This window comes from Myroides odoratus (assembly GCF_965118575.1).
Taxonomy (GTDB): domain Bacteria; phylum Bacteroidota; class Bacteroidia; order Flavobacteriales; family Flavobacteriaceae; genus Flavobacterium; species Flavobacterium odoratum_B.
The window spans coordinates 157,971-178,122 of the sequence record NZ_CBCPHW010000002.1 but is presented as its reverse complement, the minus strand read 5'-3'; the positions used below and the strand labels follow the sequence as shown (position 1 = coordinate 178,122).

At 35.5% G+C, this 20,152-nt stretch carries 16 protein-coding genes and 1 tRNA gene; 6 read left to right on the top strand and 11 right to left on the bottom strand.

Annotated elements, in window-relative coordinates:
* Nucleotides 1–6 precede the first annotated feature (6 nt).
* The 5 genes from ACMHJ2_RS02235 (at nucleotide 7) to ACMHJ2_RS02215 (ending at nucleotide 3,946) form a co-directional block, all read left to right on the top strand.
* Complete coding sequence (locus ACMHJ2_RS02235) at nucleotides 7–960, top strand: alpha/beta hydrolase (RefSeq protein ID WP_413511332.1); 954 nt, start codon at nucleotides 7–9, stop codon at nucleotides 958–960.
* Between the two features lie 3 nt (nucleotides 961–963).
* The gene (locus ACMHJ2_RS02230) at nucleotides 964–1,581 is read left to right on the top strand and encodes an NAD(P)H-dependent oxidoreductase (protein WP_413511331.1); all 618 of its coding nucleotides are present in this window, start codon (nucleotides 964–966) and stop codon (nucleotides 1,579–1,581) included.
* A gap of 119 nt (nucleotides 1,582–1,700) precedes the next feature.
* Nucleotides 1,701–1,776: transfer RNA gene (locus ACMHJ2_RS02225), tRNA-Met, on the top strand.
* Between the two features lie 405 nt (nucleotides 1,777–2,181).
* Entirely contained in the window at nucleotides 2,182–3,318 is a 1,137-nt protein-coding gene (locus ACMHJ2_RS02220) for a helix-turn-helix domain-containing protein (RefSeq protein ID WP_413511330.1), read from the top strand.
* 88 nt (nucleotides 3,319–3,406) lie between these two features.
* On the top strand, nucleotides 3,407–3,946 hold the full coding sequence (locus tag ACMHJ2_RS02215) for a DUF3575 domain-containing protein (protein WP_413511329.1): 540 nt from the start codon (nucleotides 3,407–3,409) through the stop codon (nucleotides 3,944–3,946).
* A gap of 35 nt (nucleotides 3,947–3,981) precedes the next feature.
* Here ACMHJ2_RS02215 and ACMHJ2_RS02210 read toward each other — a convergent pair whose 3' ends face one another.
* The 11 genes from ACMHJ2_RS02210 to topA all read right to left on the bottom strand — a co-directional run bounded on the left by ACMHJ2_RS02210 (nucleotide 3,982) and on the right by topA (nucleotide 17,869).
* Entirely contained in the window at nucleotides 3,982–4,416 is a 435-nt protein-coding gene (locus ACMHJ2_RS02210) for a hypothetical protein (protein WP_413511328.1), read from the bottom strand.
* A 60-nt stretch (nucleotides 4,417–4,476) separates the two neighbouring features.
* Nucleotides 4,477–5,502, bottom strand: coding sequence for an SseB family protein (locus tag ACMHJ2_RS02205; RefSeq protein ID WP_413511327.1), 1,026 nt, complete (start codon nucleotides 5,500–5,502; stop codon nucleotides 4,477–4,479).
* 185 nt (nucleotides 5,503–5,687) lie between these two features.
* Nucleotides 5,688–6,245 carry a hypothetical protein gene (locus ACMHJ2_RS02200; RefSeq protein ID WP_413511326.1) on the bottom strand — a complete coding sequence of 186 codons (558 nt, stop codon included), beginning with the start codon at nucleotides 6,243–6,245 and terminating at the stop codon, nucleotides 5,688–5,690.
* A gap of 95 nt (nucleotides 6,246–6,340) precedes the next feature.
* Nucleotides 6,341–8,260, bottom strand: coding sequence for an ABC-F family ATP-binding cassette domain-containing protein (locus ACMHJ2_RS02195; RefSeq protein WP_413511325.1), 1,920 nt, complete (start codon nucleotides 8,258–8,260; stop codon nucleotides 6,341–6,343).
* 5 nt (nucleotides 8,261–8,265) lie between these two features.
* Nucleotides 8,266–9,321, bottom strand: a complete 1,056-nt coding sequence (locus ACMHJ2_RS02190; protein ID WP_413511324.1) for an NAD(P)/FAD-dependent oxidoreductase — start codon at nucleotides 9,319–9,321, stop codon at nucleotides 8,266–8,268.
* A gap of 65 nt (nucleotides 9,322–9,386) precedes the next feature.
* Nucleotides 9,387–10,274, bottom strand: coding sequence for a gliding motility protein GldN (gene gldN / locus ACMHJ2_RS02185; RefSeq protein WP_413511323.1), 888 nt, complete (start codon nucleotides 10,272–10,274; stop codon nucleotides 9,387–9,389).
* A gap of 36 nt (nucleotides 10,275–10,310) precedes the next feature.
* On the bottom strand, nucleotides 10,311–11,876 hold the full coding sequence (gene gldM / locus ACMHJ2_RS02180; RefSeq protein WP_413511322.1) for a gliding motility protein GldM: 1,566 nt from the start codon (nucleotides 11,874–11,876) through the stop codon (nucleotides 10,311–10,313).
* A 27-nt stretch (nucleotides 11,877–11,903) separates the two neighbouring features.
* The gene (gene gldL, locus ACMHJ2_RS02175) at nucleotides 11,904–12,572 is read right to left on the bottom strand and encodes a gliding motility protein GldL (protein WP_413511321.1); all 669 of its coding nucleotides are present in this window, start codon (nucleotides 12,570–12,572) and stop codon (nucleotides 11,904–11,906) included.
* A gap of 60 nt (nucleotides 12,573–12,632) precedes the next feature.
* Nucleotides 12,633–14,033, bottom strand: coding sequence for a gliding motility lipoprotein GldK (gene gldK, locus ACMHJ2_RS02170; RefSeq protein ID WP_413511320.1), 1,401 nt, complete (start codon nucleotides 14,031–14,033; stop codon nucleotides 12,633–12,635).
* Nucleotides 14,034–14,161: 128 nt separating this feature from the next.
* The gene (locus ACMHJ2_RS02165) at nucleotides 14,162–15,310 is read right to left on the bottom strand and encodes a formimidoylglutamase (protein ID WP_413511319.1); all 1,149 of its coding nucleotides are present in this window, start codon (nucleotides 15,308–15,310) and stop codon (nucleotides 14,162–14,164) included.
* 15 nt (nucleotides 15,311–15,325) lie between these two features.
* Complete coding sequence (gene topA / locus ACMHJ2_RS02160) at nucleotides 15,326–17,869, bottom strand: type I DNA topoisomerase (RefSeq protein WP_413511318.1); 2,544 nt, start codon at nucleotides 17,867–17,869, stop codon at nucleotides 15,326–15,328.
* Between the two features lie 806 nt (nucleotides 17,870–18,675).
* Between topA and miaB the strand changes: the two genes are divergently transcribed.
* On the top strand, nucleotides 18,676–20,124 hold the full coding sequence (gene miaB, locus ACMHJ2_RS02155; protein ID WP_413511317.1) for a tRNA (N6-isopentenyl adenosine(37)-C2)-methylthiotransferase MiaB: 1,449 nt from the start codon (nucleotides 18,676–18,678) through the stop codon (nucleotides 20,122–20,124).
* The last annotated feature ends 28 nt before the right edge of the window (nucleotides 20,125–20,152 follow it).

The following is a 20,152-nucleotide window of genomic DNA, read 5'->3' as shown; positions in this document are numbered from 1 at the left end:
TATTCCATGATACAACAAGATATCCCTATCGAACTCGCACAAGCCATTAAAGAAAGTCCCTATAGCCAAATTGATTATGATTATTTATTGGCATACAATCCACCCCAGATTCGAATTGAAGAGCAAAAAATAGCAGCAACAGAAGAACCTTTGCAAATACCCGATGGTTTAATGGTACAAAATATCGATATCCCTTCTTCAGACGCCAATCGAACCATTCGCTTGAGAACCTATCAACCCCAAGGCGAAAACAATAAACCGATACTGTTATACTTTCACGGTGGCGCCTTTATTTATGGCACTCCTGAACAATATGATTTTATCTTTTACGATTTAGCAGTAGCGCTTACTATAGCTATCGTATCGGTTGATTATCGATTAGCACCTGAACACCCTTTCCCTGCGGCTCTAAACGATGGATATGACGCTTTAGTATGGGTAGCACAGCATGCAGCCTCCTTAGGTGGTAATCCAAATAATATTTCGATAGGAGGTAGTAGTGCAGGGGGAACAATCGCTGCTTCCCTTGCTCATTTTGCAAGAGACAAGAACGAAATTTCTATCAAACATCAATATTTAGTATATCCACCTATGGACCACCGTTTACTTACTTCTTCCATGCAAACGTTAGCTGATGCTCCTATGCAAACGCAACAAGCAGCAGCTTATATGTGGAAGCACTATTTAGGCACAAACCACGATCAGCCTCTTCCCTATGCCGTTCCGTTGCTGCAAGGTGATTTTTCTGATCTCCCACCTGCAACGATTGTCATTTGTGAATTTGATCCTTTGAAAGATGAAGCGAAGCATTATGCTGAAAAATTGAAACAGAAAGGGATATCCACTACCCTTTTTGAAATTAAAGGAGCCACCCATGTTTTTGATTTTTTCCCTACCGCTATGGCTCGTGAATTCTTACAACAGCAAACCCAATATTTAAAATCCATTCTTACACCTTAAGTTATGAATCTTTTAGTAATCAACGGACATCCTAATCCAGATAGTCTCAATACGACACTTGCTCAAACGTATATCGCAACCGCCAAAAGCTTTGGTGTAACCGTGCGTTATCTCGCTATTGGTGAACTTAACTTTAACCCCAATCTTCAGTATGGCTATGCCAAACGCATGGAACTAGAACCTGATTTGTTACATGCTTTAGAAGATATTTATTGGAGTACTCATCAAGTATGGATACATCCAATGTGGTGGGTGGGTATGCCCGCAGTCATGAAAGGGTTCTTCGATCGCTTATTTTTGCCTGGTTTAGTATTTAAGCACAATAAAACAGGAACCACAGAAGGACTTTTACAAGGCAAAACCGCACGAATCCTAGTAACAATGGGGGATTTATCTCCCGAAACTCACCAATCGATATACCAATCTAGCGGCTTGATTCCTTTGCAAGAGGGGATATTAGCCTATTGTGGTGTACAAATAAAAAATACAGAAGTATTTGGTCCGTTAAATGATTTTAATACAAATGACATTGAATCACTAATTCAACATGTAAAACAAAAAGCCCAAGAAGATGTTCAAAACCATTCATCTGAAGTGGTTCATTGCAATACTCTGAATTAAAAATCAAAAACAAACACCTATTAACCAGCCAATTAAATATAAAAGTGAAAATAAATGACATTCTTTGTTGTTTTACTTGTTTTGTATCAATAATAGTTTGTATATTTGCACCACAATAGCGCGGGATAGAGCAGTAGGCAGCTCGTCGGGCTCATAACCCGAAGGTCACAGGTTCGAGTCCTGTTCCCGCTACCAAGCCAAAGGACATAATCTAACGATTATGTCCTTTTTTCATTTACCTCGATCTTTAATTCGAAGAATCAGATACAGAGTTGATGCACATGAGGCACTCTTTCCGGGTCAATCTCAAAAGTTGTATTTATGCAAAAAGTGTAGGTTTTATCTCTTACATATCTATTTAGCATCTAAGAAATTTACTTTTGATAGTAAAGGACTCCAAACCCTATTAGCACTTCTAGCAATAAAGTAGTTTACTCATTCAAAAAAAATAGCATAGTCTTTTAGTTAATCCTTTCAGAATCCTTTCAGAAAACAAGTGGTATTACCATACATTCGTCTCATTAGGTCTTCTAAAATAAGTTCTGTTTTACAGCTGACTTAACGCCATACTAGTTCAACAACAACTTTTATATTAAAAAATTGATTTATACAACACTTTTAAATATCGCCGTTTTTCAGGGAACCGTCTTAGGTTTTCTCCTTTTAAAGACCCCCTTATTCAAGAATAGTTCTAATAAGTATATAGCCTATTTACTGTTTACACTTTCAATTCTTTTACTAACTCATGTTTGGGAGATTGAAGACACCTATTCGTCCTACCCCCTTCTTCACTTTATTGAAGATATTCAGTGGGTCTTTCTATTACCTGCCTTTCTTTTTTTATTTATTATAGAACAGATTGACACGACCTTCAAAAACAAGTCAAAACTTTATCTGTATTTTTTTCCATTTATTTATTCTGCTGTGCTTACTATTGTCAATAATCTAGATTATATAGCTGGTATTTACACGATTCCCAAGTCTGCTATCTTTATCGTTCAAATAGCCGGTTTAATTCAACTAATTACAGCCGTTATATTCATTCCTTTCGCATTGCTCTACGCTTTCTCTTTATTAAAGCACATCAAGGATGCACAACAAAAAAAATGGGTGACTACCTTATTTATTTTTATTTCTTCGTTAGTATTCTCTTGGTTGATTACCTGTTTAGTTGGTTTATTTCTCAATTACGAAACCACTTCTACGATGAGTGTGATTGCTTTGCTTGTCACCTTTTTCATTTATTGGACGGCATATAGAGGGATTTACAAATACAACCTAGCTAGAAACAAAGAGGCTATTTTTCATTTTCTAATGAATGACTTAACCGTATCACGTACCAATTTACAAATACCGAAAAATACTACACGAGACGAAACGAAGGAAACAATTACAGCAGAGAATCTGTATTTTCAAAAACTGGAATTGCTCTGCAAAGAGCAGCAACTGTATACAGATAGCACTTTAAACAGAGAAAAAGTGGCTGAAGAACTAGGCATAAGTGCAGGCTATCTTTCTCAAATTATCAACACCATAACGGGTGAGAATTTTGCTCATTACATCAATCAATACCGAGTTGAAGCAGTAAAGGAAATGATTTCAAATACGGACTTTGACAACTATAATTTATTGGCGATGGGATTAGAATCTGGGTTTACTTCAAAAACAACTTTTTACAAAGCGTTTAAAAAATTTACGGGTCAAACCCCCAATGAATATAAAAATACCCGTAAATAGGTGCCAATTTTTCCAGTTTTAAGCTTTTGAAACCTCTGCTATTTTTGCTTCAGTGAATTTTGGATTCAAATAATTCAAATCACTTTTTATGAAAAACTTTTTTTTACTAGGTATTACCTTATTTGCTTTTTCTTCTGTTCAAGCACAAAACAATTCCACTGAAAATCAAAAAAGAAATGAGTTTAAACTAAATGTGGTCTTCCCTTTATTTGGAACATTTGAAGCTACCTATGAAAGACACTTAACTGATAAATCAGCCGTAGGTATTTCGGGTTTGTACGTATTCAATAACGACAAATCCAATGAGGATATGAATTATATGTTTTCTCCCTATTACAGGAGGTATTTTGGCAAAAAACAAGCTTCTGGTTTATTCGTTGAAGGATTTGGAGCGGTAAGCTCTATCGACGGGGAAAAAATATATGACACACCCGCTCACACTACTTTTACAAAAGGAGATGATGTTATTGATTTTTCCCTTGGTTTAGGTATAGGAAGCAAATGGGTGACTAAAAGCGGCTTTGTATTTGAAGTTAATGCGCGGATGGGGAAACTCTTATTTAATTCTGGTAAAACCGACCATACACATGTGGCTAGATTTGGTTTTCATGTAGGTTATACCTTTTAAAAAACAAGCTTACTTAGTCAACAGTAAACCGTTGACTAAGTAAGCTGATTGTATTCATACATTTCGATAGCTCCTTTAAGCATTCCCATTAATCCAATTCCAAACACAATCATACCAATCGATAATTCATTTAAAACTTTATTTTCTGATCCGAAATACCCAATTCCTCCAAAAACAAACAACAAGAAAATGAATAAAGTCAAACTCAATAGAACCAATTTCCCTTTTCGTTTGCTCTTCCATATTTTTTTTGAAAAATTATTCTGTGTTTTGGTTACATCTTGGAGCGAAGCAAAACTAACACCTACTCCCAGAAAAACAAGTGCGGTATTAAGATTGGGGTAAAAGAGCTCTTTTAAACCTAGATATTTTACTTCATAGAGCATTTTAAAAGTAAATAGAAGTCCCAATATCATAAAAGGATATTGCAAATAACTGATAATTTGAAACGTTTGTTTTACGCTCTTCATAGGATTTAAGTAGTAAAGTAATTGGTGACTTGTAAGTTTTAATAGATAAAAACCTATCATCTATTCAACGGTTTCTTCCATGGTAGGACGCTTTCGTTTGCCAGAAATAACCTCTTCTATGAGCGTTTTGACATTTTTATTCACTTCATCCCTAGGTTCTAATTCTATGGCTTGTTCGATTATAATTTGCGCTTCCTTATCCTTTTCCGCATGTAATAAATTCATGGCATGATTGCCCATTAAAGCAAAATCATTTGGTTTTCGCTTTAGTGATTCTGCGGAATATAACAACGCTTTATTTATATCCTTAAGATGAATTGCTTCTAGCGAAGCCTCCATTGGAATTGAATGGTTTTCTAATTCAATAGTCAAAGCCAATTCTAATTGTTCCAGAGCTTCAGCATGTCTTTCCAATCGTTGAAAGGATTTAGCCATCAATACCATACTGGGCCAATGGTCATTTATTAATGCCAAACCTTGTTTAAAATAAACGATTGATTCTTCTAATCTTTGTGTCTCTTCCGCATTCAATTTTTGCATGCGATAGCCATCTAATAGAATTAGACCTTTTTGCTTTTCACAGGCTAACTCATAGTGCTTGCTAAATACCTCTATTTTTTTTCGCTCTTTTTCCTCTGCATCAAGCTTAGCATAGATAGTTCCATCCATAAGATTAGCAATTTCTTCTGAGGTCAATTCTTTGCTGTACTCTGAATAAGGATTGAGTATAAAGGTTGCTCCTTTTGTCATGCCAAATAAGTCCTGTCCTTTTAGACTGATATACGCTACTTTATCTTGAACGATATCGTTGTCAAAAATGCGATTCAAAGAAGTAAATATAGGAACTTGTCCATTCTCAAAAGAGACAAGCTTAAGTGTTTCATTTTCTCCTAGTATATGAGCTCCCTCTTTAGTATCGGTTTGGTCCGGCGTTAAAACGAGAAGCTGATTCCACACTAATTTTTGATAGAAATACGATTGAGCGTCAAAATCGGAGGTCGCTTCCAGCAAATAACGCTCTAATTCATTCTCCGGAAAGGTTGACTCAAATTTTTTCTTTTTCTTAAAAATATCGAATAATTTCATCTACTATACTTTTTATTCCCAAAATAGGAGTGCTAGGCTACTACCCTTTTGTGGCATTCATCTACTACAAAACTAGCTACAAACACAAAAAGAAGTGTAAAAATCCTATAACTACTAAATGTACTTCAAATAAAATCACTCCGCTAATCTGTTAACAATTCCTTACAACAAAATGATATTGACAGCTATTTCGATCTAGAAGGGATCGATGCTTTAAAATTCTCTCTTGTTTTAGTTCTCACTTTAACAACAGCAGTTGGTGGATTAAAACCCAATTGATCTAATGCAACAACTTCATAATCTAAAACATAGTTTTGATCCAAAAGCACTTGACTAGGCTTACTATTCACTACAACTCCATTTATCAGAAAAACAACATTCCCTTCAAAACTAATATTTTCTTTTGCCCATTGACTCAATAGAAGCAAATTAGCCTTATTATTTTCTTTGAGTGTCAATTGAATTTTTTTATCATAAGCCCTAGAATCAACCTTATACGTGCCTTGATGTACTTTCACATTGTCAATGCTTTTTGGATTTACTCCCAATACGCTATAGCCACTATATACCACATTATCAACTTCAACTACATATTGATAATTTATCTTATCTAAATCTGGTTCTTTTACCTGAGCCGATAAGGCTGCTGATAGATCAATCTTCTCTTTCTTTTGTGCAAAATTAACGGTGCTACAAAGTCCTAGACACAATATAGCTATCCAACTTATTTGTTTGAATCTCATCTTTTTTTATTAAATGTAAGCAAAAACACAATATCAAGTATACACAAAACAAAAAAGGTTTGTGTATACAACACAAACCCTATCCGTTTTACTATTTATATCAGCTCTGCGGCTACATCTTCCCATTCTTGCATCAAGGCTTCTACTTTTCTTTTATTCTTTTCATATACACCAAAAAAGCTTTCATCTTCCTTTAGTTTTTCATATTCTGCAGCTAAACGCACATCATCTTTCGCAATTTTTTTCTCTAAATCACTAATCTCACTTTCAATTTTACTCAACCTATTTTGCAGTGTTTTTTGTTTCTTTTGATCTTCATAAGATAGCGCAACCGCTTTCTTTTCTTCAACTTTTGTAGCTACTTGAGGTTCTTTTTTTTCGCTTTTCTTCTCAACCTCACGCATGTTTTGCACTTTGCGCTCTTCTAAAAAGTAATTGATATCGCCTAAGTACTCTTTAATCTTCTGATCTTTAAACTCATAAACGAGATTAGTCAATCCTTGTAAAAAATCACGATCGTGAGAAACTAAAATCAACGATCCTTTAAAATTCAGTAAGGCTTGTTTCAGTACATTTTTAGATTTTATATCTAAGTGATTCGTAGGCTCATCCATCAGCAACACATTGATAGGTGAAAGCAACATACGACAAAGTGCTAAGCGGTTTCGCTCTCCACCTGACAATACTTTTACTTTTTTCTCTACATCATCTCCTCTAAATAAAAAAGAACCTAACATATCGCGAACTTTTACGCGATTCCCATCTGTTGCGGCATCCAACATGGTGTCTAGCAATGTTTTTTCTCCATCCAAATAATCGGCTTGATTCTGTGCAAAATAACCAATCTGAACATTGTGTCCTAATTTAATAGATCCTTCATATTCAAACTCTTTCATAACTGCTTTAATCAACGTCGATTTTCCTTGTCCATTTTGTCCTACAAATGCAATTTTACTACCGCGTTCAATTAGAAAATCAACATCCTTAAAGATGATTTTATCTCCAAAGCGCTTGGTAACTTTTTCCATTTCCAATACTACTCTACCAGGGTCAATACTCACGGGAAAAGAAATATTCATTACGGCATTATCATCTTCATCAACTTCAATGCGCTCAACTTTATCTAATTTTTTAATTAATGACTGAGCCATAGAAGCTTTCGTCGCTTTATAGCGGAAACGCTCAATCAGCTTTTCAGTTTCTTCAATCTTTTTTGCTTGATTTTTTTGTGCTGCTAATTGCATTTCGCGTAATTCTTCACGCAAAACAAGATACTCAGAATACGGTTTATCAAAATCGTAAATCTTACCTAAAGAAATCTCGATGGTGCGATTGGTTACATTATCCAAAAACATTTTATCATGCGAAATAATTACAACTGCTCCAGGGTAATTTCTCAAGAATTGTTCCAACCAGATAATACTTTCAATATCCAAGTGATTGGTTGGTTCATCCAGTAGCAATACATCATTATCTTGCAACAATAATTTAGCTAGCTCAATACGCATACGCCAACCTCCCGAAAAAGTATCCGTTAAATTGTCAAAATCCTCGCGTTTAAATCCTAAACCTTGTAATACACGCTCTGTATTTCCGACGTAATTATACCCCCCGATGATTTCAAATCGATGCGTTAAATCACTTAATTGTTCAATTAATTCAGAATAAGATTCCGATTCGTAGTCTGTACGTTCGTTTAATTCTGTATTGATCTTTTCAAGGGTTGCCTCAACTTCTTTAATTTCCACAAAAGCTTGGTACGCTTCGTCTAATACTGTTCTTCCCGGAATAAACTCAATATCTTGACGTAAAAAGCCTATTCTAAGTTCCTTTTCCATTGCGATACTCCCGGTATCGGGGTCCATATCTCGAGACAAAAGTTTTAACATCGTTGATTTTCCAGCCCCATTCTTTCCTACCAATCCAACGCGATCGCCCGCACCAATTCTGAAAGTAACGTTTTCAAATAAATATTCTCCAGAAAACGAAACAGACAAATTATGTATATTCAACATAAATACTACTTCTTTAATTTAAATTTTTTGTAGCGATGAATGGATATATTCTCATCCAACGCAATATTATTTTCTATATAATTATAAAGCTGCTCCGCCAAATAAGGTGCTAATAAAACACCTCGTGTTCCCAAACCATTCAAAACCAAAATACGATCCGATTCTAAGCTTCTACCTAGTAAAGGACGACGATCTTTGACTGTTGGGCGGATACCAGCAATATGTTCGATAATTTCAAAATCCAAGTTTATAAAACTTCTCAACCCATCTAAAAGTTCAGTTTCACCCTCCTTAGTTGGCAGATCCGTTTTATCTTCCCAATTATAAGTAGCGCCCAATTTATATCTATCCTCACCTATTGGAATCAAAAAAATTCCTGCTTTCAGCATAAAATTGCACTTGAGATTGGGTATTTTCACAATCATTAATTCTCCTTTGGTTCCATCTAGAGGCAATGCTTTAAAAAATGGATTTTGCAACATCCCAAATCCTTCAGCAAAAACAATGCGTTTGGCATTTATATCTTTATAAGAAACGCCTTCATCTCCATATACAAATTGTGAATAATCGAATGCTTCCTTTCTATAAGCTCCTTGCTGCATTAAATACTGACGATAGGCTGGAATCAAATCATCCGTTTCCAGATACCCTGTGCCACCTACTTTACCTAAACCAAAAGGCAAATCTACTCCTTCTATTGTTCTCTTTTCAATTTCAGGAGATAAAAATGTTTGTAAATTTGGTCGATCCGCCGCCTGAAACCAATTATTTTGTTCTTCAACCGAGGCTAAACGGCGATATAAATCCATGGGATGCCAAAATTTCAACTGCAATTTAGCTTCTAATGCCGGATAAAAAACTTCAGCGATAACCAACTGTTCTTTCACGTTCCATACATCAGTAAAGCGTTTTAAAACCACTGGATTGTACATCCCTCCAGCAACCAAGGACGATGATCTTTGCTCCGCATCTACAACAACAAAAGTTTTTCCTTCTTGCGCCAATTTTTCGGTAAAAGCTATCCCTGCTAAACCTGTTCCAACAACAATGTAATCCACCATAATCAAATAATAAAAAAAGCTCTTATCTAAATTAGATAAGAGCTTTATAAATTAGAATTACAAAATTAGTAATTCCATAAATCATCTTCAAGATTTCTAATCAATTCTTTGATGCGTTCGCCTTCAAATAATTGACTCAACTCACCACCTTTGATATAATCGTTGATACGACTGTCTCCGTATTGATTATCTGCTTTGTAAATAGTAGAGCTAAAACGTCTAGCATTTAACAAATGATCAAAGTTCATTGGGTTCATTGGGTTTTTAGAATTAAATACCGTTGCGTCAAACAGGCTACCTCTAGCGTCTGGGAAGAAAATCCAAAAAAGCTCTACTGCGTTTTCAACATCAGCGCCTTTTGTGTATAGATCAACTACTACTGGAGCGATTCCCAACAAGCGATACTTCAACTGTCCTTCGTTACGATCAAAATACCATAAACCAACAACGTGATATGATTTCACATCAGATGGGCGTAATTCAACACGTTGAATATACTCTTCTGGAATTCTCTCACCAGCATTATAGTATTCAATACCAGCATCTGTAGTATCAATTTTCACGAAAGATGTTTCAAGCTCCTTTAACGTTCTTTTTCTTTTAAAGTCACTATCATCGTATACTTCTGTGATAGCTCCAGACTTAATACCATCAATCAATGCTTGGAACATCGATTTTCTTCCATCGCCAGATACCTCTTCGATAGGATAGTAATAAGACTCATTAGCTTTCTCTTCTAGAGAAATGTTTTCCCATACTTTTATACCAAATAGGATATCCTTATCTGCTACATACCCGTATGGAATTGGCCCTTCGCTTTGTACGTATATATCTTGAATACTTTTCATTCCGATTTCCTCCGCAGACTTAGCATTTAATAAGTTGCTTTGTGCAAATGCTTGCAATGAGAATATTGAAATTGCTACAAATAGTGAAATTTTTTTCCAGTTCATATTATTCAAAGTTTTCTTCTTTTATTAATGTCGAAATTACATGATTTCGAATGTACAAGGCGCTGTTTTCTTCAGTGCATAATCACCTGCACCGTCCAAACGTACCTTGATATCAGAAATAACAACTACATCTCCTAGTCTCGCTTTTGAAATCGTAGCTCTCGCTCTTTCATTCATTCTGTTCCCTTGAACTACCACAGATGGTTGCCCTGGCACTTGCAATACAAATCCTGTAACTGTTAAACCTAATTCAAAATCAAAATCTTCTAATTTTGCACCAATGGTTACAATCTCTAAGTTAGACTTAGGTCCTTTCGCTGTGTATTCACCACGAACTGTACCACGAGGTGCAGGAATATCTTTAATTCTAAATACTTTTTTATCGCTTACCGATGTTCCGTCAGGTAATTTACCATTCACGTTAATCGTAACCTCTCTACCAGCTTGTGGACGCATATTATATTGTCCAGCTTTACCGCCTTTAGATAAACCAGGAGCAGAAGCTACCACTTTATCATCAGAGATTCCAGCAAATGAAATCGTCATAGGGTTAACAACTCCGCGGTAAACCACGTTCATCTTATCCGCAGAAATATTGGCTGAATTTGGCTTAGGAACTACTACATAGTTACCTTTAATATCAATTTCAACTGGTTTTCCATCCTCCATAAATGTAAACTTACCATTTACATCATGTTCTCCAACATTACCTGTACCAAAACTTAAATTAACTTGACCATCTTGTAAAGATTTACTCAAATCAACCGTTTGTCCATTTACTACAACTTTTGTTGGAACCGTAGATTTATCATAACGTCCTAATACAACTTTACCTTTAAATTGTTCTCCAGCAAAGAAAGCTGATTTTTCAGGAATTACAATTGCTGCATAGTTACGCATTGAAGCCGCTTGACTTAATGTATTCCCTAATAAACTATTGTAAATTTCATGCTCAATCACCATTGCGTCATTCTGCATGGTTGATAATTTCGTTAAAGAGGCAATAGCTGGAAACCCTTGAAAATTATAGTTCAAATACGGTTTCACAACACCTTCACCATCTTTCACATCTGAAATATCAAATCTATGTTGCAAATCTACAACAATAGGTTGAAATTTAACATCCTCACCTACCACTCCTAAAACAGCGCTTTTGTATTTTTCAATTTCAGCAATAAATGCTTCTCCTTCTGTAGAATATTTATCACCCTTAAACCAAGCTTGATCAATTACTTCCCCTTTTTCCATACGTTCCGCTGGTAATTTACCATCGATACGTTGTGCTTCCAAAGGATCCGTAATTTGTTTTTTCACTGTTTCAACATAAGCAAAAAACTCTTTTGTGATAGTTGAAATCTGCTTTGCTTTCTCATAAGGCCCACCAAAACGAGTAGGATCATCCGCTGATTTAGCTTCTAAACCTCTTAATAAGCTCTCATTATTATCTATCGCCGAAGTATTCGCCGATTCAAATTTATCGTTTACCATTCCAAAAGCTGATAAAACCTCCTTTGACATCTGAAGTGCCATCATTGCGATGAACACAAGGTACATCAGGTTAATCATCCTTTGTCTAGGTGTTAATTTTGCTCCTCCTGCCATTATTTATAATTTTATCTGGATTATAAATTAATTAGCACCACGGTTTCCCATTGCAGAAAGCATTCCTCCATAAACTGTGTTTAAAGAAGATAAGTTGCCTGTTAACACAGACATTTGCTCTTTTAATTTAATGTTATTTTCAGCAACCTCTTTATTGATTTCAGCATTGCGAGTAGCACTCTCTAACTGAACTTTATACATCGAATTCAACGATTCTAATTGAGCAGCAGCTAATGACATTTCTTCAGCATATTTTCTAGTAGAAGCTACTGAATCAACTGTTGGAGCAATCTCTTTTGAAGCGGCTTCAAAGTTTCTGATACTTCTATTTAAACTACTCATCAACTCACCGTCAATTTTCGCTTCCTTAAGTAAATCATCTAATTTCTTAGATAACATTCCTTGCTCTTCCGTTGCTCCACCAACAAATCCTACGGCACTACCACCACCTCTAACTTGTGTTGGTTCTCCACCTTTTAATTCTGGATAAACTTTAGACCAGTCTAACTCGTCATCAACTGGTTCAAAAGCAGATATCGCAAAAATAAGAGCTTCTACAACCAGTCCTAAAGTTAGCATATTATTTCCATTAATTGGACCCCACTCCATGTGCGTAATTTTGAATAATGCACCGATAATTACAACTGAAGCCCCCATTCCATAACAGAAGTTCATTACTTTTTTAGGTATTGCCATAATTTTTTACTTGTTTTAATTGTTTGTCTATAATCTATAAATTGTTTTGGTTCGGGTTATTTATTTTGCCATTTTAGACACATTGCTTCTTGCCATAGAGCCTGAAACAGATTGTACGGTTCTAAATCCAACGTAAGATCTAGCTGAATCCGCATATTCAGAATCACGTGTAGCAACTTGTAACATATAAGCTGGATCTCTCCAAGATCCACCTCTAATCACCTTTAATGGCGTATCAGATGGTCTGTTTTTAGGTTTTAAGCTTGACATAAAATCATAAGACGAAGAATCGTAAGGTGAGCTTGTCCACTCTGCTACGTTTCCAGACATATTATATAAATTATATCCATTTGGTGGATAAGCGCGTGCTTCAGCAGTATAAGTTGCTCCATCGGCTGCATAATCAAAACGACTTGGTTTGAAGTTAGCCATAAAACATCCTTTTTCATCTGTTGTATAAGGACCACCCCAAGGATACATAGCTCCTTCTAGGCCACCTCTAGCCGCATATTCCCATTCGCTTTCCATTGGCAATCTGTATTCATGTACTTCAGAAGGCAAACGTTTTGAACGTAAAAATGTATTCTTATATAAAGTTCTCCATGCAGCAAATGCTCTAGCTTGATGCCAGTTTACACCTACTACTGGGTATTCTCCAAATGCTTCATGCCAAAAATAGTCATTGTGCATTGGCTCATTATATGAATATTGGAATTCTTTTATCCAACGCGTTGTATCTGGATAGATTAACAAAGTTTCTGTTTTCAAGTGTCTATTGCGTTTTCCACGCGGATCAACCCCTTTATCTTTCATTGCTCCTTCTAAATCAACATACGTGTATTTGAATTTCAATTTAGAAGCATCAAACATTCCTAATCCATTATACGTTTCAGAAGCAGGAATATACAAAGAGTCCATTACTTCAACAAAATACTCATCTGGGTATTTATCAACTAAGTTCGGTAAGTTTACTTTTTTATTTAATCTTCGACCAGCATACATGTCATCACTTGAATCCATGCTATAGTAGTTTTCATACATATATCTCTGATAAGGCGTCATACGATCTAGATTTTCTTCACTATCTAAAAACGCATAAGCACCAATACCCCCACCATCTGGAGTCAATCCCATGTCATCAGCTGCAATAGCTAAACGAGTTCGAATAATCGAATCCTTTACCCAATCAACAAATTTTCGATATTGATTGTTTGTAACTGCAGTTTCATCCATATAGAATGACCCGACTGTTACCGTCTTTGTTGGAGCATCCTGTGCACCAAGGAAATCTTCGTTTGATTGTCCCATTGTAAAAGTTCCTCCTGGAACTAAAGACATACCATGAGGTTTCGTAGTTGACCATCTCTTTCCTTCTACTCCTCCTAACAACTCACCTCGATCTCCAGTACCACAGCTGCATACCAAAGCTAAAACTGCTCCTAACGTAATGATCTTCTTCATATATTATTTAGGTTTTCTTATATACTTCTTAAAAATGTAAACGTATTCAATTATTTTTAATTTTCAAAAACAAAGCTAAAAAAAATTTAGTTTATATTTAACATATGTAAATGTTAAATTTTTCACCTCTATCCTAAACTCTTTTTAAATGCTCTCCACCATCTATCAGGCAATTGCTGAGTAGTAGCCTTTTCGTAATCTTCATAGCTGCACGGTAGTAATATTTTTTTTGTTAACTTTTCGTTAACACCCCCGCCAACATTAACCTCAATCCACCACCTTCCAGAGAGATCACTCTTGTAAAATAGTAGGTTCTCATATGCATCAAAAGGGACTATATACTTCATATAGTTATCTTTACAAGTAAAAGGGTATTCATTGTAACGATAATTAACACCTTCGATAAAATACCACAATATCTGTCCTAGTAATAACGTTTCATTTGTTTGATTATTATAATTAAACACGCCAAAAGTACTAACTTTATCGCTTAATCCACTATATCTAGCCAAAGAACATATTTCACGACCATCAAATCCATTGGGATTATAGTCGGAAAAGTTACCTGAATCACTTGATTTTACAGCATTAATATCAATACTTACAATATCTGCGTCTCTCAAAACAGGTTCTGCAGTTGCAATATTATTAATTATTTCGCCAACTCTGTAAGCTTCAAAGTATAAACTTTCAATTAAATCAATTTCTTCTTGAGCATTATAATACGTTTGGTAGCCTAAATTTGAAAAATTAAACAAATTCATCGGTTCTTCTAAAATAATTCTCGACAAAAAACTTTCGGCAGCAGGGCCTCCATCTTTTGCCAAATCCAACTTATGATCGATACAAACGAGATTAACCATTTGTTCTAATTTATCATAACCCCGATATAATGCATAGGTTAAATCCTGACTTCCTCCTACAACGATTGGAATAGTGCCATTTTTCACTAAATCTTCAATAATTGTCTTTAACAAGAAATAGGTATCTTCCAGAGACTCTCCGGGTACCAAATCACCTAAATCGACAATTCCAACATGCCAATTCCCAGGAAATAGAGTATAAAAAGATTTTCTTATCTTCATTACATCTACAACCGCTGTTTCTGATCCTAAACCTCGGTTATCCGTAACTCCAATAAATGCAATTTTATATTGCTCATATTTATCAAAATCTCCTCCTGAATGAAAATGGACTTTTTTACCAAGACTTTGACTTGGTAATCCATCTATATAATTCCTAAACTCAACACTAACTGGATGTAAAAGTTCTAACATGCCTGTCTAATTCAATTATTTCTTGGTCGTCGTTTTCGTCGTCGCTTTCGTCGTTGCTTTTTTTGCAGGGGCTTTTTTAGCCGCTGGTTTTTTCGCTGCCGTTTTGGTTTTCTTTGCAGGCGCCTTTTCTTCAATCATTGCTTTTACCTCTTCTAAGGTCAAAGCTTGCGCATCTTTATCTTTAGACAGCTCAATCTTAACTTTACCTTTCAAAATAACAGATCTACCCCATCTTGCTTTTTCAACACGGATTCCTTCTTCAGCCCAATCGTGAATTACTTTATCTTTATCTTTTTGAATTTTGTCTTCAATTAACTCGATCACATCTTGATTGGAAAGATTATCAAAATCGTATTTCTTATTGACATTAATAAAGATATTGTTCCATTTCAAATAGGGACCAAATCGGCCAACTCCTTTTTGTACGGGCAACTCTTTATACATTGCGATAGGTTTATCTGCTTCTTCTTTTTCTTTGACAAATTCCATCGCTTTTTCAAAACTCACATCCAAAGGCTCTAATCCTTTTGGCAAAGAAATGAAGGTTTTACCCACGCGAACATAAGGGCCAAATCGCCCGTTATTCACTTCTACTTCCTCTCCTTTATACTCTCCGAGCCTACGAGGCAATAAGAATAATTTCAAGGCTTCTTCTAGGGTAATAGTTCCAATATTTTGATCCGGAGCTAAACTAGCAAATTGCTTGTTTTCATCTTCTGCATCTCCAATTTGCGCCATAGGGCCAAATTTTCCTAAACGCACTAATACTGGTTTTCCTGATTCAGGATCAACTCCTAAAATACGCTCCCCAGATTCACGCTCAGCATTCTCTTCCACATCTTTTACTGTAGGATGAAAATGATCGTAAAACTCGCGCATCATCTTGGACCAATCTTCTTCACCTGCGGCAATAGCATCAAAATCTTCTTCTACTTTTGCCGTAAAGTTATAATCTAAAATAGTTTTGAAATTTTTTACTAAGAAATCATTGACAATAATTCCGATATCAGTTGGAATCATTTTTCCTTTATCTGATCCGGTTTTTTCTACTAATACTTTTTCCGATACTGTAGCCTGAGCAAGGGTCATCACTTTATAGTTACGCTCTTTTCCTTCTGTTGTTCCTTTTTCAACATAGTTACGTGCAATAATAGTAGAAATGGTTGGTGCATAAGTAGATGGTCTTCCTATCCCTAACTCTTCTAATTTTTTCACTAAAGAAGCTTCGGTATAACGTGCCGCAGGTTTACTAAAACGCTGCGTAGCTACAATTGCATTTGTCAATAGAGGCTCCCCTACTTTTAAGTGAGGTAAAATGCCTTCTACTTCCTCGTCTTCATCATCATGCCCTTCTAAATATACTTTTAAAAATCCATCGAATAAAAGTACTTCACCCGTTGCTACGAATAAATCCGAATATTTATTTGCTCCAATTTTTACATTGGTACGTTCTAACTTGGCATCACTCATTTGAGAGGCTAAAGTACGCTTCCAAATCAAGTCATATAAACGAGCCTGATCCCTATCTAAAGGAACCGTATGCAATGCCATATTCGTTGGTCTGATGGCCTCGTGCGCCTCTTGAGCTCCTTTGCTCTTCGTTACGTAATTTCTTGATTGAACGTATTGAGAACCATACGATTTGGCAATCTCAGCAGCAGCTGCTTTACTTGCTTCTTCTGATAGATTCACACTATCCGTTCTCATATACGTGATATATCCTTCTTCATACAAACGCTGTGCTAACATCATGGTTTGTCCTACAGAATAATACAACTTACGCGCAGCCTCCTGTTGTAAGGTAGAGGTTGTAAAGGGTGCTGCAGGTGATTTTTTAGCAGGTTTGGTTTCTAAATCCTTAATCGCATAAGCTGCTCCTATATTAAGGGTTAAGAAATCTTTTGCTTCTTGTTCACTCGCAAAGTTTTTAGCTAATTTCGCTTTTACTACTTTCCCTTCTTCAGTTTTGAACTCAGCCGTTACACTATATGAAGACTCAATTTTAAATTCGTTGATTTCCTTTTCGCGTTCAACAATTAATCGAACAGCCACGGATTGTACTCTTCCGGCAGATAATCCACCTTTTACTTTTTTCCACAATACAGGCGATAATTCGTATCCAACTAAACGGTCTAAAATACGTCGTGCTTGTTGTGCATTTACTAAATTATAATTAATCCCTCGCGGATTTTCAATTGCCTTTAAAATAGCGGACTTAGTAATTTCGTGAAAAACAATTCGCTTTGTTTTGCTTTGATCTAATTTTAGTTCCTCAGCTAAATGCCAAGCGATAGCCTCACCCTCACGATCCTCATCGGACGCCAACCAAACAACTTCTGCATTTTTAGAAAGCTCTTTTAATTTCTTTACTACTGCTTTCTTGTCATTCGTAACTTCATACTTGGGTTTAAAATTATCTTCAACATTTACTCCTATCTCTTTCGATGGTAAATCTGCTATGTGTCCATAACTCGATTCCACCTGATAATCTTTTCCTAAAAATTTTTCAATTGTTTTTGCCTTTGCTGGCGACTCCACGATCACTAAATTCTTTGCCATACTTCATTAATTTGTGAAGCAAAAATATGTGTTTTTTCTTAATATTTCCACTTCATCCGATATAATTCCTATTTTCTCTTAAAATCCTTTCCGATGATTTAAGAAATATATATCGTTTTAACGTTGATTACGAAAAAATAAATATTTTTCCTCCCTCTTACTACTACAAATAAAAATTCCTTCCAAAGAAAAAAACAAAAATAATTCGCCCTCTTCCTTACTTATTTTTAACCTACAACAAAATATGGCTCTCTTTATTACTTTTACTTCTCATTTCAATTCCTCAGTCCTGCGCTACTCTTTCATTAAGTCAATAAAATATAAATGTACGTTTCGAATTCATCACCTCCCGAGCTTGAGTTCCAAAAATGAATTGCAAAAGACAAACTGATCTACAAAAAAAAATGCTTCAAAAAAATCCACAAATAGTTTAAACTACATAGCAGATAAAACAAGAACAATCCCAAAACACCTTAAGAATCCTTCAAGAATAGTTCATAAAACCTTTGTTTTTAGGGCGCCCTGTTGAAGAAACCTTGAAGAAACCTTGAAGAAACCTTGAAGGAATCTTGAAGGAATCTTGAACAAAACCTGAAGCAATAAGCAGCATGCCCTAAAAAAACTTAAAACTAGGGAAGTAAGGAATACCTTTATAGTACCCATATGAAAAGAAATCCTTAAGCAATCTTAGTTAAAGTGATTCAATTCTTATCAAAATACTATTAAATATAAAGCTGTCAACTTGTCAGCCAATAAAATTAACCTATCTTTGTATCCTAAAATAAAACTCCCTTTCAAATAATCCTATGGAAAAGGTAATTGACGAAAATAAACAAGGAACAAGCTTACAGCTAGAACAAAATAAAGACAATACTAAAAAGCTTTTTATTGAAAGCTATGGCTGTCAAATGAATTTTTCAGACAGTGAAATTGTTGCCTCGATTTTATCTGATGCAGGCTATAATACAACCACTAATTTAGAAGAAGCTGATTTAGTATTGGTCAATACTTGTTCTATTCGCGACAAAGCAGAACAGACCGTACGTAAACGCTTAGAGCAGTATAACCAAATAAAAAGAAAAAACCCAGGCATGAAAGTGGGTGTTTTAGGTTGTATGGCCGAACGATTAAAAAGTAAATTCTTAGAAGAGGAAAAAATTGTAGATATGGTTGTTGGACCTGATGCATACAAAGACTTACCTAATCTTCTTAGAGAAGTAGATGAAGGAAGAGATGCAATCAATGTGATTTTATCGAAAGATGAAACCTATGGAGACATTTCGCCTGTTCGTTTACAAAGCAATGGAGTAACCGCCTTTGTATCCATTACAAGAGGTTGCGACAACATGTGTACTTTTTGTGTGGTACCATTTACTAGAGGACGTGAACGCAGTAGAGAGCCGCATAGTATTATTTCAGAAATCCAAGATCTCCATGAACGAGGATTTAAAGAAATTACTTTGTTGGGTCAAAACGTAGATAGCTACCTTTGGTATGGAGGTGGTTTGAAAAAAGATTTTGAAAAAGCTACAGAGATCCAAAAAGCTACAGCTGTTGATTTTGCACAGCTCTTGGACTTATGTGCTACAAAATTTCCAAAAATGAGGTTCCGTTTTTCAACGTCGAATCCACAAGATATGCACCTCGAAGTAATTGAGATAATTGCGCGTCATGAAAATATTTGCAAATACATCCACTTACCTGTACAATCAGGAAGTACGCGTATTTTACAAGAGATGAACCGTCAACATACAAGAGAAGAATATATCGAATTAATTGACAAGATTTATACGTTAATTCCAGATATTTCTTTATCTCAAGACATGATTACAGGATTCCCAACAGAAACAGAAGAAGATCATCAAGATACACTTTCGTTAATGGAGCTTGTTCGCTATGACTTTGGATTCATGTTTGCCTATTCAGAACGACCTGGTACCTTAGCTGCTCGTAAATTAGAAGATGATATTCCTGAAGAAGTAAAAAAGCGCCGTTTAAGCGAAATTATTGCCGTTCAAGGAAAAATCAGCTTAGAGCGAACCAAGCGTTTTGTGGGACAAACAGTTGAAGTACTGATTGAAAAATCTTCAAAGCGTTCAGATTTAGAATGGAGCGGTAGAAACTCGCAAAACACAACGGTTGTATTTCCGAAAGAAAATTACAAAGTAGGTGATTTCGTTGAAGTTTTTATTGAAGATTGTACTTCCGCAACCCTAATTGGCAAAGCCATTGGGTATTCACCTATGCAAGCCTAATCCCATTCTGAAATAGCTCTATCAAAAA